Source organism: Olleya sp. ITB9, from assembly GCF_001315805.1.
Taxonomy (GTDB): Bacteria; Bacteroidota; Bacteroidia; order Flavobacteriales; family Flavobacteriaceae; genus Olleya; species Olleya sediminilitoris.
Genome location: NZ_BCBW01000040.1, coordinates 124,679 through 140,115, shown reverse-complemented (window position 1 = coordinate 140,115; position 15,437 = coordinate 124,679). Strand labels below are relative to the sequence as shown.

The window sequence follows — 15,437 nt, the reverse complement described above, 5'->3', positions numbered from 1 at the left end:
AATAATATAATAATATATATATATATATATTTTTTTTTTGTTATTAAATTATGAATTCCTTAAAGCGTACCTCTTTTAGCTTGTTCTCTTTCAATAGATTCAAACAATGCTTTAAAGTTACCTGCACCAAAACCACGTGCTCCCATACGTTGTATTATCTCAAAAAATAAAGTTGGTCTATCTTCAACTGGTTTTGTGAAAATTTGAAGTAAATATCCTTCTTCATCAGCATCAATCATAATACCTAAACTTTTCAGTTTTTCGATATCTTCTTTTAACTCATGACTAAACTCTTCTAGCCTACCAGGTACAGACGTATAATACTCGTCTGGAGGTGTAGATAAAAATTCAACTCCGTTTGCTCTTAATTGAGACACTGTTTTTAATATATCATCTGTAGCAACAGCAATATGCTGTACTCCTGCACCTTCATAAAAATCTAAATACTCTTCAATTTGAGAACGTTTTTTACCTTCAGCTGGTTCATTAATTGGAAATTTAATTCGTCCGTTTCCGTTGGACATTACTTTACTCATTAAAGCTGAATATTCAGTATGTATTTGCTTATCATCAAATGACAAAAAGTTTTCAAATCCCATAACATCTTCGTACCATTTTACCCAAACATCCATTTGGTTCCAGCCAACGTTACCAACCATATGATCAATGTATTTTAAACCTGCAGTTGGTGGATTATAATCTGATTCCCATTTTTGAAATCCTGGTAAAAAAGCACCTTTATAATTTTTACGCTCTACAAACATGTGTACCGTTTCTCCATAAGTATAGATTCCTGCTCTTACAACCTCACCATGCTCGTCAGACTCTACAGTTGGTTCCATATAAGATTTTGCTCCTCTTGAGGTTGTTTCTTCATATGCTTTTCTTGCATCTTCAACCCATAACGCTACAACTTTGACACCATCACCATGTTTTACAATATGGTCGTTTATTGGTGACTTACTATTTAAAGGCGTTGTAAGCATTAACTTAATTTTATCCTGAGTTAAGACATAGCTTACCTGATCTGTAGATCCTGTTTCAAGACCTTTGTAGGCATGTGACTGAAACCCAAAAGCTGTTTTATAAAAGTGAGCTGCTTGTTTTGCATTACCAACATAAAACTCGACATAATCGGTCCCTAAAAGTGGTAAAAAATCTTGTGCACCTTCAAATATTTTTTCTAAACCGTAGTTTACTGATTCAATTTCTTTTTTACTCATAATAAGTATATATTTTGACAACCACTGTTGTGGTTAATTTTGTTTTTAATAATAAATAGTTTACCACTTTCGTGGAAATAAAAGCCTTACTCTAACCAAGATTTAAAGTAATCTTCATCTGCAATTTTCAAAGCCTCCTCAGTAACCATTAATGGTTTAAACGTATCAACCATTACTGCTAACTCGTCTGTTTTAACTTTACCTATACTACGCTCTGTTGCTCCTGGATGTGGACCATGAGGTATTCCTGCAGGATGCAAGGATATGTGACCTGCGTCAATATCGTTACGTGACATAAAATCTCCGTCTACATAATATAAAACCTCATCACTATCTATATTGCTGTGATTGTAAGGCGCTGGAATACTGTCTGGATGATAGTCATATAACCTTGGCACAAAACTACATACAACAAAGGCATCTGTTTCAAAAGTTTGATGCACTGGTGGTGGTTGGTGAATACGACCTGTTATAGGCTCAAAATCATGTATTGAAAATGCATAAGGATAATTATATCCATCATAACCAACAACATCAAAAGGATGCGTTGCATACACCATTTCAAAAATATCATCTTGCTTTTTGACTTTTATTAAAAAGTCTCCTTTTTGATTGTGTGTCTCTAGCTCTTGTGGTTGTCTTAAATCACGCTCGCAAAATGGAGAGTGCTCTAGCAATTGACCAAACCAATTGCGATAACGCTTAGGCGTGTAAATTGGTCTTTTAGACTCGACAATAAACAACCTATTGTCTTCTGTGTCAAAATCCATTTTATAAATGACACCTCTTGGGACTAATAAATAGTCTCCATATTTGAAGTCTAAATTACCTAAATGTGTACGTAACTTACCTGTCCCTTTATGAACAAAAATAAGCTCGTCTGCATCTGTGTTTTTATAAAAATAATCTTTTGTTGATTGTTTTGGTGCTGCCAAAATAATACTACAATCGCTATTTATTAATACAGTTTTACGCGACTCTAAATAATCGTTTTCTGGTTTTACTTGAAACCCTTTTAAACGATAGGATTGTATATGATTTTTTTTAGCAATTTTTGGTGCTACACTGTATTGCTTTTTTATGGCTTTAACTTGTGTTGGTCTATGCTCATGGTATGAGTTTGTAGACATACCGTCAAAACCTATGGTACCAAATAACTGCTCTGCATACAGTGAACCGTCTGGTTTTCTGAATTGTGTGTGTCTTTTTGGTGGAATGTTTCCTAGTTTATGATAAAATGGCATTTTTTTGAATTTTTAAATTGAAAAAATAACGTCTAAGAATTTTGTGACGCTTTACTAAATGCTTAACAAGGAAGATAGATCATTCTGGATTACGCTTAATCAAGAATTTTAAATGAGATAATAAATCGCTCCAAATTGTCTTCATAATCTAACAAATATCGTAAAATTTTACGAGTATAGAAAAGGTTTTAACTTTGTTTACCTGTCTATGCGTCTTGCCCTGCGTTAAGGGTAGTAATGGCATCCTTTTTTTGCTTCCATATAAGGCAAAAAAAGATATAATGGATAACCTGATTACCTGTAATACCCTAAAAGTATTACAGGTAAAACGCCCAATTAAAACCAATACCCTAAATTAAAAAACCAATAACTTTGTTTGGTATCTGGTGAGTATGAGTATTTAGCCTCGATTGGACCAAGAAAAGACTCTAATGAATAACCTAAAGCAAATCCTGAATAATCTGGTAACGAAAACCAATCTGTTGAATCAAACATCCTATCTTCAACGTTTGCAAAATTTGCCGAAAATATCAAGTGGTTTTTTGGCAGGAAATGATAATCTAAATCTATCCTTGATTTTAAATATGAATCTGCTGATATACTTAAAAAATCATAGCCATAAAATGGTTTAAAATTATTGATGAAATTATTTCCGTATCCTCCTAAAACAAAATCTAAAAATTGGTTGGCTTTTGGGTTTATTTTAAACCCTCCGTCTGTGGTGATATTTAGAGACAATTTATCTGTTGCTTTGAAAGCGTAACCTAGCTCTGCCTTTAGGATTGTAAAAGGAGAGAATGAGCTTGAAAAATCTGTTGAATACAGATAATAGTTTCCTTCTGCAGAGAAAAACATCCCGTTGGTTGGAAAGTACTTACTGTCATAGGTATCAAACTTTAAGGCTCCGAATAGACTGACGTAATTACTGTTTTCAAAAACGGTTTCGGTTTGATTATCTGAGGATAGAATGGTTTCTGTTGTTACTTTTAACTTTTTATGCTCAACACCTAATGATAATGCTAAGTCATTACGAAACAGGGTTTGCACATAAAATTGGGTGTTAAAATCTGAGAGCTCAGCATCTATTTTGTTTAATCCTGACGATAAACTTTCAGTAGGTGTTAAAAAAGCGTCTGCAACAACACCTTGATTAAACTCGTTATACCTTGATTTTAAACCGACACTCCAATAAATACCTTTATCGATAAAATAATCAAAATTATATCTTACATGGTCACCAATAATTAAATCTAAGGAAGCGACATCGTTTTTTAGTAAAAATCTGTTTTTTGTGATGTTTGCTAAAATGGCACTTTTGTATAGATCATCATAATGCAATCCTAGCTTTAAAAATGTTGTTTTTTTAGTTTCGGTAACTTTTGTGACTAACTTATAAGCATTGCCTTGTTCTGGTTTAAGCTCGTAAAAAAAGCTGTCAAAATTATTAGTACCAACAATATTATTTGTGCCTTCAAATAAATCTTTATATGCTATTTTACTGTATGGTCTGATTTTAAGCTTACCTAAAATATAGGATCTTGTGTACCTTTCCATACCATGTGTTTCTATATAATTTATTTGTAAACTATCTGGTGTGTTTGCTACATGTTTTTTAGATGGCTTAGTATGTTGCTTAGATTGTAATTGCTTTAAGTCTTCAATATTCTGCATTGCTGCTTTAAGACCATTTTCTATAATTTGACGACCATCATCAAAGGATACAACTGTAAATTTAGTGATATCTGGTTTGATATAAATATCAGTCTTTTTAGACTTTTTTTTCATATCATTGATGGTTCTAAAATTATTTATTTGAAATAAAATTTGAGGTGCCGAAGACAGATCTGTACGATTAGCTAATCCATCTTGGACATCTACACCAATAATTACATCTACGCCTTTTTCTTTTAATTCTTTTAATGGATAATTATTTACTACTCCTCCATCTATTAATAAATCCTCATCAATTTCTACTGGCTTAAACAACGAAGGAAAGGTTCCGCTTGCCCTAACTGCTTGTGGTAAATTACCTTCGTCTAAAATTATTTGTTGACCTGTTTCTACGTTTGTTGCAATACAGAAAAAAGGGATGGGTAATTTAGAAAAATCATTTTGGTCACTCACATGCAACATTAACTTAGTTAATAAGTTAAATATGTTTTGACCTTTAGACAATGCAGATGGAAGTTTTACTTTTAAATGATCAAAAGGGAGCGTTATTGCATAGCGCTCTGAAATTTCTCTTTCATAGGTTGATTTTGCTGACCTTGGTATATTATCGCTAATAAGATCGTCAAAATTAACTGTTTTAAAAATCGAATCTAATTGCTTTCCTGAATAGCCCGAAGCGTATAAAGACCCAATGATTGCTCCCATACTTGTACCTGCAACATAATCTACTTTGATATCCAGACTATCTATAACTTTTAGCACACCTATGTGTGCAAAACCTTTGGCTCCACCACCACTTAAAACCAACCCAACTTTTGGGTTTTCTGGTATGCTATCCATTTTTTGCTGTGCAGTAACGGTATTTACTACAGTAAAACAGATTATAAGAATTATTAGGTAATGTTTCATTCTTTATGATAATAGTTATAAATTTTAGAAGCTTTGGACACTCCAACAACATCTTCTAACTCGTCAATTTTAGCATTTGAAATACGTTTTGCGGATTTAAATACTTTTAATAATTGTACAATTGTTTTTTCTCCAATTCCAGGAATGGTTTCCATTTCTGTATTTAACGCTTGTTTACTTCGCCTGTTACGATGATGCTCTATACCAAATCTATGGGCTTCATTACGTAATTGCTGAACGATTTTAAGTGTCTCGGATTTTTTATCTAAATATAAAGGAATTGGATCCTCTGGATAAAATAATTCTTCTAGTCTTTTGGCAATACCTATAATAGCTATTTTACCTCTTAAGTCTAATGCATCTAAACTTTTTAACGCAGAAGACAATTGCCCTTTACCTCCATCAATAATGATTAATTGTGGTAAGGGTTGATTTTCTTCAAGTAATCTTTTATAACGTCTAAAAACGACTTCTTCCATAGATGCAAAATCATCTGGACCTTCAACTGTTTTTATATTAAAATGACGATAGTCTTTTTTACTTGGCTTACCGTTTTTAAACACAACACAAGCTGCAACTGGATTGGTACCTTGAATGTTTGAATTATCAAAACACTCAATATGTCTAGGCTCTTCACTTAAACGTAAATCTTGTTTCATTTGTGCCATTATACGATTGGCATGTCTATCTGGATCTGTTATTTTTACTTGTTTAAAACGCTCAAGTCTGTAATATTTAGCGTTTCTTATGGATAAATCTAAAATATGCTTTTTATCTCCTAACTGAGGGACTGTTACTTTAATATCTTCTCCAATATTAACTTTAAAAGGCACAAATATTTCTTTTGAGTTAGAGTTGAATCGCGCTCTTATTTCTATTATCGCTAATTCTAGAAGCTCTTTGTCTGTTTCATCTAACTTCTTTTTAATTTCTAGAGTATGAGATCTTATTATTGAGCCATAAGAAAGTTGCAAAAAATTAATGTATCCATGACCAGCATCACTGACAATAGAAAACACATCTACATTACTAATTTTAGGATTAACTATTGTAGATTTTGCTTGATAGTTCTCTAAAACTTCAATTTTTTCTTTTATTCGCTGTGCTTCCTCAAATTCTAAATTTTCAGCAAACTGTTTCATTTGCAACCTAAATTGCCCTAAAGAGTCTTTAAAGTTTCCTTTTAATAGTTCTCTAATAGCTTTAATGTTTTCGTCATAAGACGCCTCTGTTTGGTAATCTTCACATGGACCTTCACAGTTTCCTAAATGATACTCTAAACAAACCTTATATTTACCTGATTCTATTTTGCTTTGTGATAAGTCAAAATTACAGGTTCTAAGCTGGTATAAACCACGTATTAAATCCAATAAAGTATAAACGGTTTTCACACTAGTATATGGTCCAAAATATTCGCTTCCATCTTTTATATATCTTCTAGTTTGGAAGACTCTTGGAAAACGTTCTTTTTTAATACAAATCCATGGGTAACTTTTATCGTCTTTTAATAAGACATTATATCTTGGCTTATGTTTTTTTATTAAGTTGTTTTCTAGCAACAAAGCATCTGTTTCTGTCTTGACAACAATGTGCTTCATACTAGCAATACGCTTAACTAAGACTCTAGTTTTTCCGTTATCATGATTTTTAGTAAAATAAGAACTTACACGTTTTTTTAGGTTTTTAGCTTTTCCTACGTATATTATAGTGCCTTCAGCATCAAAGTATTGATAAACACCAGGAGAATCTGGTAAAGTTTTTAGTTGTATATCAAGTGGTGTTTGGCTCATTATAACATTAAAAATCTAGTGTAATTTAAAGTTAACCAAAGGTAATTATTTAAAAACAACTATCCCTTTTTACCATAAATTTTAACCTAAAAATAAAATTATAATATTGACTTATTCATTACCTTGCATCTCTTTTTAAACCTAAAAAATGACTAAAAAAACACTAGGTAGAACGGACAAAATCGACTTCCCAAAATTAGATTTATTTGAAGTAGATTGTAAAATAGACACTGGTGCGTACACCTCTGCCATACACTGCTCAAAAGTAGCTGTAAAAGACGATGGTTTGCACTGTACTTTTTACAGTAAAGGCCACCCAAATTTTAATAGCAAAACCAAAGTTTTTAAGGACTATACTTTTACAGATGTAAAAAGTAGCAATGGTTTTGTAGAAAACCGATACAAAATAAAAACTGATGTTGTATTTTTTGGTAAAACATTCAAGATTAACTTAACTTTAAGCACAAGAGACGATATGAGATTTCCGGTTTTAATTGGAAGACAATTTTTAAAACGTAAATTTCTAGTCGATGTAGACATACTAAACCAATCCTTTAACCATAATAACTAACAATGAACATTGTAATTTTATCCAGAAATGCTAATTTATACTCTACAGATCGCTTAGTAGAAGAAGGCGAAAAAAGAGGTCATAAAATTGAAATAATAGATCCTTTAAAATGTGATATTATTATTGAAAAAGAAAAACCTTCTATTTACTACAAAGATCGATATTTAGATTACGTTGATGCCATTATACCACGCATTGGAGCTTCAGTTACATTTTATGGCTGTGCTGTTGTTAGACAATTTGAAATGATGAATGTCTTTACCACTGCATCTTCTGACGCCATTTTACGATCAAGAGACAAACTAAAAAGCTTACAACGTCTTAGTAAAGCTGGAATAGGAATGCCAAAAACGGTATTTACTAATTATTCCAGAGATGTTGAGGAAGTTATTGAACATGTTGGAGGTGTCCCTGTTATTATAAAATTACTTGAAGGAACACAAGGTCTAGGTGTTGTTTTAGCAGAATCTAAAAATGCTGCCGAATCTGTTTTAGAAGCCTTTAATGGTCTTGAGGCTAGAGTAATTGTTCAAGAATTTATTGCCGAAGCTAAAGGTGCGGATTTACGTGCTTTAGTTGTTGACGGAAACGTTGTTGGCGCAATGAAACGCCAAGGTAAAGAAGGAGAATTTAGATCCAACTTACATCGTGGTGGAAATGCTGAAATTATTAAATTAAGCGAAGCAGAATTGTTAGTTGCTCAAAAAGCTTCAAAAGCCTTAAAACTTCCTGTTTGCGGTGTGGATATGTTACAATCTGAAAGAGGTCCTTTATTATTAGAAGTAAACTCTAGTCCTGGATTAGAAGGAATTGAGAATGCTACCGGAAAAAACATTGCCAAAAGCATTATGACTTATATAGAAAGAAATTACAAGTATTAAATATGAATAATAACGACGTTTTAGAAATTTTAGGTGAAACTATCAAACCTGGACAAAGTGCAGAAGTTAGTTTTAACGTTGCCAAATTACATACAAGGACACCTGTAGATGTACCTATAATTATTGAACGCTCAAAAAAACCAGGACCTACAGTATTGTTTACTGCTGGTATCCATGGTGATGAAATTAACGGAACAGAAATTGTCCGTCAATTAATATCTAAAGGCATTAATAAACCCAAAATTGGAACCACTATTTGCATACCAGTTCTAAATATATTTGGTTTTATAAACATGGAACGTGCTTTTCCTGATGGACGCGATTTAAATCGTGTGTTTCCAGGACATAAAAACGGATCTTTAGCTAGTCGTGTTGCTTACGAATTAATTAATGAAGTTATACCACATGTAGATTTTATAGTTGATTTTCATACTGGTGGAGCTTTACGTTTTAATGCACCACAAATACGAATTGAACAAGGCAACGAAGATGATGATATAATGGCTGAAATTTTTGGAGCACCATTTATATTGTACTCGAAAAATCTAAATAAATCTTTTAGAAATGCCTGCAATAAATTAGGCAAACCTATTTTACTTTATGAAGGTGGAAAATCGTTTTATTTAGATAATACTGTAACTAACACAGGTGTTAATGGCGCAAAACGCATACTAAACCACTTTGGTATGTTGCGTCGTCAATTTAAAGTGTCAGAACCTAAAAAAGAATGTGTAAAAATCACTGATAGTTCTTGGCTTAGAGCTAAGCATTCTGGAATGTTTAAAGCAACCGTTAAATTAGGTGTGGAAGTTAATGTTGGTGACGATATTGGCAATATTACAGATCCTTATGGTAAGTTTAATCATTTTGTCAAATCAAAACATGCTGGTTATGTCATTAACATCAATCAAGCTCCAATTGTATATCAAGGTGATGCTTTGTTTCATGTGTCTACAGAAGTTTTAACATAAATAACAATGAAAAAAGCTAAATTAAGACCACATTATAAAGCTTTAAGAAGCCAATTAACTACAGATCAAATTGATGATTTTAGCATGGCTATTGCTAACCAATTAATAGGCTTACCCATTTGGAATCATAGTTTTTACCACTTGTTTTTAACCATTGAAACACAGCAGGAAATTAACACCGATTTTATACTAAACATCTTATCTGGAAAAGATAAAAACATTGTCATTTCTAAAAGTGATTTTAAAACTAATACTCTGGATAATTTTTTATTAACAGATAACACAACACTTAAACTTAACGCTTATAACATACCAGAACCAGTCGATGGAATTGAAATTGCAGATTCTAAAATTGAAGTTGTTTTTATTCCGTTGTTAGCATTTGATTTAAAAGGAAATCGAGTTGGATACGGAAAAGGATTTTACGATAATTTTCTAGCTAAATGCAAACCGGAAACCTTAAAAATAGGTTTGTCTTTTTTTGAAGCAGAAACAACCATTGAAGATGCTTTTGAAGACGACATCCCATTAGATATGTGTGTCACACCAAAACAGGTTTATACATTTTAAGCGTCTTCTTTTTTAGGAAACGCCTTACCATTAAAAAATATTAATATCCCAAAACCTATACTTATAGCTACATCTGCGATATTAAAAACAGGTTCAAAAAACGTAAAGTAATCTCCTCCAATTACCGGTATCCATTCTGGAAGGTAACCTTTCCATAAAGGCAGATATAACATATCTACAACTTTACCATGCAGTAGACTGTCATAACCTTCAGGTGGTAAAAAACTAGCGACTTGAGACAAACTATCATCAAATAAAACTCCATAAAATATAGAATCTAATATATTACCTAAGGCACCTGAAAAAATAAATACTAGGGCTAAAACTAACGTTTTTGATTGTTCTTTTTTAATTGTGTTAACCAACCAATAACCAATGCCAACTATAGCAAACACCCTAAAAACTGTCAAACATAATTTAGCTGTACGATCTGAAATAAAAGGAAGAATATCGCTAAGTTTAGTACCCCAAGCCATACCACTATTTTCAATAAAATATATTTTAAACCAGTTAAACACTGCATAATCTTCACCTAAAACAAAGTGAGTTTTAACGTATATTTTACTTATCTGATCAATAAGCAAAATTGAAATAATTAAAAGAGAGGCTTTTTTTAAATTCATAAATAATAGGACACTTAAACTTATTAAGTGTTGTAAAAGTTAGCTAGTTAACATGACAAAAATAGACTTAATTTTTGATTTTGGAGACATGGATGTTTCCATTAATAGAATGGCAGTTAATATTAAACTTTCCGTATTTAAATTGATTTAATTGCACAACTCCAGTTTTACTAAACGCTGTAACCTCAGCATTATTGGTCTGAACTGTAATATTACCGTCAATAGTATTAATAGTTGCATTACCTAAAAATTGTTTTAGACTGCATTCACCTTGATTAGACTCTACAAACACATAATTGTATTCTCCTACAACATGTACAGATGCTATATCACTTTTAACATCCAAAATCATATGTTTTGGCACTGAAAGATCATACTCAACAGACAAAACTTTATGCGCACTTAACTTATCGTTATTATTTTTAAACAATGGTTGATAAGCTGAATTTATAAACAAAGTTTCAGATGAAATACTGTCCAAAATCACTAAATGCTGTGCGTTTTCACCTTCTATTCTAGCTTTTAAGCTTAAGGTTTTAGAAGAACTATTTTTGACATTAATTTTAAATACACCTTCAGCAGAAATATTCACCGTTTTAACTGCTGTAGCTTCCCATGTTTTTTCTTTGCTTATTTGAGCATATAAAAAACTAGTAAACAATAAAAGTGATAGTGTTATTTTAAGTTTCAAAAAAATCTTGTATTTATTATAAACACAAAACGCTTCAAATTAATTTGAAGCGTTTTGTTTAGTGATTGCCTTATTATAAAGCATTATTATGACTGTTATGCAACCTTATTTTTGCATGTTTTTGGCTTCTATACTTAACGTTGCATGTGGTACTAACTCTAAACGTTTTGGGTTTATAAGTTTACCTGTTACACGACAAATACCGTAGGTTTTGTTTTCAATTCTAATTAAGGCATTTTTTAAATCACGTATAAACTTTTCTTGTCTGATTGCTAAAGCTGAGTTTGACTCTTTACTCATTGTCTCACTACCTTCATCAAACGCTTTAAACGTTGGTGATGTATCATCTGTACCATTATTATGGTCGTTAACATAGGCACTTTTAATTAACTCTAAATCGTGCTTAGCTTTTTCAATTTTATCTTGAATTAGCGTTTTAAATTCTGCTAATTCTTTATCAGAATATCTTTCGTTTATATCTGTTGCCATAATTTTAGTTTTTTTGAATAAATAATTTGGTATTTACATCATCAAAAGCAATTTCTATACCACTATTTAATTGATTAATAATTTTTAAATCATCCGTTAAGGTTTCTGCCTTAATATAATCTAAATTAGCTTGTACTGCTTGCACAATATTTTGGTCTTCTTGAAGCTGTACCGTAATCCTATCGGTTACTTCAAATCCTGAATCTTTACGCAAGTTTTGAATACGGTTTACTAGCTCTCTAGCAATACCTTCTTCTTTTAATTCTGGACTTATAGTCACATCTAAAGCAACCGTAACATTACCTTCGTTTGCAACTAACCATCCTTCAATATCTTGAGATGTAATTTCTACATCATCACGTTGTAATGTAATACTTTTTCCGTTACAATCGACATCTATCTCTCCTTTTTGTTCAACAATTTTGATGTCTTCAGCAGTCATTTTATTTATGGCTCCTGCTATAACTTTCATGTCTTTACCAAAACGTGGTCCTAATGCTTTAAAATTAGGTTTAATTTGTTTTACTAATATATCTGATGCATCAGCTAGCAATTCAATTTCTTTAATATTAACCTCGTGCTTAATAAGGTCTGATACTGCTAAAATTTCTTCTTTTTGTTGTTCTGACTCCACAGGTATCATAATTTTCTGCAAAGGCTGACGTACTTTTATTTTTTCTTTAGCTCTTAACGATAATACTAATGAAGATATTGTTTGCGCATTCTCCATCTTACGTTCCAGTGACTTATCTACAATAGTTTCATCATATTTTGGAAACTCAGCCAAATGTACACTCTCAAATGCTTCTGATTGTGTTGTTTTTGTTAAGTCTATGTAAAGTTTATCCATGAAAAATGGAGCAATTGGAGCACCTAATTTTGCAATGGTCAACAAACAAGTGTATAATGTTTGGTAAGCTGAGATCTTATCTATCTGATAGTCGCCTTTCCAGAAACGTCTTCTGCTTAACCTTACAAACCAATTACTTAAATAATCTTGTGTAAAATCTGAAATAGCACGTGCTGCTTTAGTAGGCTCGTATTCGGCATAATACTCATCTACTTTTTGGATTAACGTATGTAACTCTGATAAAATCCAACGGTCTAATTCTGGTCGATCAGCCAGTGGAATTTCCGCTTCAGCGTATGTAAATTTATCTAAATTTGTGTATAAGCTGAAGAATGAATACGTGTTATATAATGTCCCGAAAAACTTACGTTTTACTTCTTCAATACCTTCTAAATCAAATTTTAAGTTATCCCATGGATTGGCATTGGCAATCATGTACCAACGTGTTGCATCTGGCCCATAAGTTTCTAAAGTTTCAAAAGGATCTGTAGCGTTACCTAAACGCTTAGACATTTTTTGTCCGTTTTTATCTAGTACTAATCCGTTTGACACTACATTTTTATAGGCAACCGAGTCAAATACCATAGTTGCTATAGCGTGTAATGTATAAAACCAACCTCTAGTTTGGTCTACACCTTCTGCTATAAAATCTGCAGGAAAGGCTTTATTATCATCAATTTTATCTTTATTTTCAAATGGATAGTGCCATTGTGCATAAGGCATTGATCCAGAATCAAACCATACGTCAATTAAGTCACTTTCACGATGCATTGGTTGTCCATTTGGAGAGACTAATACAATATCATCAACAATATTTTTATGTAAATCTAACTTTGCATAGTTTTCTTCAGAATTATTACCAACTTCAAAGTCTTCAAAAATATCTTTAGCTAAAACGCCTGCTGAAACTGCTTTTTGCATTTCGGCTTTAAGCTCTTCAACAGATCCTACACATATTTCTTCTTTTCCATCTTCTGTTCTCCAGATAGGTAATGGAATTCCCCAATATCTAGATCTTGATAAGTTCCAGTCATTAGCGTTTGCTAGCCAGTTACCAAAACGACCTGTACCTGTAGATTTAGGTTTCCAGTTAATGGTGTCATTATTAGCCACCATTTTATCTTTAACATCAGTCACTTTAATAAACCAAGAATCTAATGGATAGTATAAAATTGGCTTATCTGTACGCCAGCAATGTGGATAGCTGTGTTTATATTTTTCAACCTTAAATGCTTTATTTTCTTCTTTTAACTTAATCGCTAACTCAACATCTATTGAGCGTTCTGGAGCTTCGCCATCAGTATAATATTCGTTTTTGACGTATTTACCACCAAATTCACCCATTTCTGGTCTAAACTTACCTTGTAAATCAACTAAAGGCACTAAATTACCATTATCGTCTTTTACCAATAATGGAGGGATTTCTGGAGTAGATTGCTTAGAAACCAAAGCATCATCTGCACCAAATGTTGGAGCTGTGTGCACTATACCTGTACCATCTTCAGTAGTAACAAAATCACCAGCAATTACCCTAAATGCATCTTGAGGATTGTCATTTGGTAATGCGTATTGTAATAATTGTTCGTATTTAATACCAACTAGGTCGTTACCTTTAAATTCTTTTACAACGTAGTATGGTATTTTTTTATCACCATCTTTATACTCTAATAATTGTGGTTTAGTTTCTACTTTATCAAATTTCCCATCAAATTGCTTATTAACTAGCGCTTTAGCTAAAACAACATTGATTGGTTTAAATGTGTATTGATTATAAGTTTCGACTAAAACATAGTCAATTTTAGGACCAACTGTTAATGCTGTATTACTTGGTAAAGTCCAAGGTGTTGTTGTCCAAGCTATAAAATGAATATCACCTTCGTTTTGTAAAAAATCTGGCAATGTGTTTTCAATTGCTTTAAACTGAGCAACTACTGTAGTATCTGTTACGTCTTGGTATGCACCTGGTTGATTAACCTCATGTGAGCTTAACCCTGTACCAGCTTTTGGAGAATACGGTTGAATAGTATACCCTTTGTACATTAGCTTTTTAGAGTAAATTTGCTTTAAAAGCCACCAAACAGTTTCCATGTATTTAGGCTCATAGGTTACATATGGATCATCCATATCTACCCAATATCCCATTTTTTGAGTCAGGTCATTCCATACATCTGTGTAACGCATTACTGCTTTACGACAAGCTGCATTATAATCCTCTACCGAAATTGTTTTACCTATATCTTCTTTGGTAATACCTAGTTCTTTTTCTACACCAAGCTCTATTGGTAATCCATGCGTATCCCAACCTGCTTTACGCTTAACTTGAAAACCTTTCATGGTTTTGTAACGCGGAAAAATATCTTTTATAGCGCGTGCTAAAACGTGATGTACACCTGGTAAACCGTTAGCTGAAGGCGGTCCTTCAAAAAACACGAAAGGTTCTGCGTCTTCACGAGTTGTTACACTTTTTTCAAAGATGTTATTGTCTTTCCAATATTTAAGAATTTCTTCTGCTACGTTTGGTAAGTTAAGTCCTTTATATTCAGTGAATCCTGTGCTCATTTTTTCAAATTTCGTTATAGACTCGCGAAATTAATGAATTCTGTTTAAAACTCTGTTTTTTGAGCATAAAAAAAGCTCAAACACTAATGTATTGGAGCTTTAAAAAGTATTGTAATTATATTTTCATTAATTTTTTAGACGCTATTGTTTTATTACCTTCTAATATTGAAACAAATACACACCATTATTTAACTGACTTAATTGATTAAATGTCAAACTATTTTGATCTGTATTTAATGCTACTAAAGCTATGTTTGTAAAATCAGAATAAGCTTTGTTTCCTGAAGTGTTATTAGTGAATATGACATTCTCAATTTATTGAACATGAGCTTTATGACTATTAGACGCACAATAAGATTGACAAATAACACTTACTTGTGTTGTATAATTAGTAC

Annotated in this window: 13 protein-coding genes; 5 read left to right on the top strand and 8 right to left on the bottom strand. The window is 32.2% G+C overall.

Features of this window, described 5'->3' with window-relative positions; translation table 11 throughout:
• Positions 1 to 59: 59 nt before the first annotated feature.
• The 4 genes from hppD to uvrC form a co-directional block, all read right to left on the bottom strand.
• On the bottom strand, positions 60 to 1,223 hold the full coding sequence (gene hppD, locus ITB9_RS12525; RefSeq protein WP_028291610.1) for a 4-hydroxyphenylpyruvate dioxygenase: 1,164 nt from the start codon (positions 1,221 to 1,223) through the stop codon (positions 60 to 62).
• An 86-nt stretch (positions 1,224 to 1,309) separates the two neighbouring features.
• Positions 1,310 to 2,467: a homogentisate 1,2-dioxygenase gene (locus ITB9_RS12520; RefSeq protein WP_054852499.1), complete on the bottom strand. Its 1,158-nt coding sequence runs from the start codon at positions 2,465 to 2,467 to the stop codon at positions 1,310 to 1,312.
• Positions 2,468 to 2,803: 336 nt separating this feature from the next.
• Positions 2,804 to 5,047 (bottom strand): patatin-like phospholipase family protein, encoded by a 2,244-nt coding sequence (locus ITB9_RS12515; protein WP_054852498.1) that lies wholly within the window; start codon positions 5,045 to 5,047, stop codon positions 2,804 to 2,806.
• The gene (gene uvrC, locus ITB9_RS12510) at positions 5,044 to 6,837 is read right to left on the bottom strand and encodes an excinuclease ABC subunit UvrC (RefSeq protein WP_028291607.1); all 1,794 of its coding nucleotides are present in this window, start codon (positions 6,835 to 6,837) and stop codon (positions 5,044 to 5,046) included. The genes ITB9_RS12515 and uvrC overlap by 4 nt, the downstream gene beginning before the upstream one ends.
• A gap of 148 nt (positions 6,838 to 6,985) precedes the next feature.
• Here uvrC and ITB9_RS12505 point away from each other — a divergent pair, with 148 nt between their 5' ends.
• The 4 genes from ITB9_RS12505 to ITB9_RS12490 are packed head-to-tail and all read left to right on the top strand — an operon-like array spanning position 6,986 to position 9,830.
• Complete coding sequence (locus tag ITB9_RS12505) at positions 6,986 to 7,408, top strand: RimK/LysX family protein (protein ID WP_054852497.1); 423 nt, start codon at positions 6,986 to 6,988, stop codon at positions 7,406 to 7,408.
• Between the two features lie 2 nt (positions 7,409 to 7,410).
• On the top strand, positions 7,411 to 8,289 hold the full coding sequence (rimK, locus tag ITB9_RS12500; RefSeq protein WP_028291605.1) for a 30S ribosomal protein S6--L-glutamate ligase: 879 nt from the start codon (positions 7,411 to 7,413) through the stop codon (positions 8,287 to 8,289).
• 2 nt (positions 8,290 to 8,291) lie between these two features.
• Entirely contained in the window at positions 8,292 to 9,260 is a 969-nt protein-coding gene (locus ITB9_RS12495; protein WP_054852496.1) for a succinylglutamate desuccinylase/aspartoacylase family protein, read from the top strand.
• Between the two features lie 6 nt (positions 9,261 to 9,266).
• Positions 9,267 to 9,830: a 5-formyltetrahydrofolate cyclo-ligase gene (locus ITB9_RS12490; protein WP_054852495.1), complete on the top strand. Its 564-nt coding sequence runs from the start codon at positions 9,267 to 9,269 to the stop codon at positions 9,828 to 9,830.
• Here ITB9_RS12490 and ITB9_RS12485 read toward each other — a convergent pair.
• From ITB9_RS12485 to ileS, 4 genes are all read right to left on the bottom strand, one after another.
• Positions 9,827 to 10,453 (bottom strand): lipoprotein signal peptidase, encoded by a 627-nt coding sequence (locus ITB9_RS12485; RefSeq protein WP_054852494.1) that lies wholly within the window; start codon positions 10,451 to 10,453, stop codon positions 9,827 to 9,829. The two genes, ITB9_RS12490 and ITB9_RS12485, sit on opposite strands and share 4 nt — an antisense overlap.
• A gap of 67 nt (positions 10,454 to 10,520) precedes the next feature.
• Positions 10,521 to 11,144 carry a hypothetical protein gene (locus ITB9_RS12480; RefSeq protein WP_054852493.1) on the bottom strand — a complete coding sequence of 208 codons (624 nt, stop codon included), beginning with the start codon at positions 11,142 to 11,144 and terminating at the stop codon, positions 10,521 to 10,523.
• A gap of 105 nt (positions 11,145 to 11,249) precedes the next feature.
• Positions 11,250 to 11,633, bottom strand: coding sequence for a TraR/DksA C4-type zinc finger protein (locus ITB9_RS12475; protein WP_028291600.1), 384 nt, complete (start codon positions 11,631 to 11,633; stop codon positions 11,250 to 11,252).
• A 4-nt stretch (positions 11,634 to 11,637) separates the two neighbouring features.
• Entirely contained in the window at positions 11,638 to 15,042 is a 3,405-nt protein-coding gene (gene ileS / locus ITB9_RS12470; protein WP_054852492.1) for an isoleucine--tRNA ligase, read from the bottom strand.
• Between the two features lie 59 nt (positions 15,043 to 15,101).
• On the opposite strand from ileS, the gene ITB9_RS15670 reads away from it, so the two are divergent.
• Positions 15,102 to 15,251: a hypothetical protein gene (locus ITB9_RS15670; protein ID WP_157243712.1), complete on the top strand. Its 150-nt coding sequence runs from the start codon at positions 15,102 to 15,104 to the stop codon at positions 15,249 to 15,251.
• Positions 15,252 to 15,437: the final 186 nt, after the last annotated feature.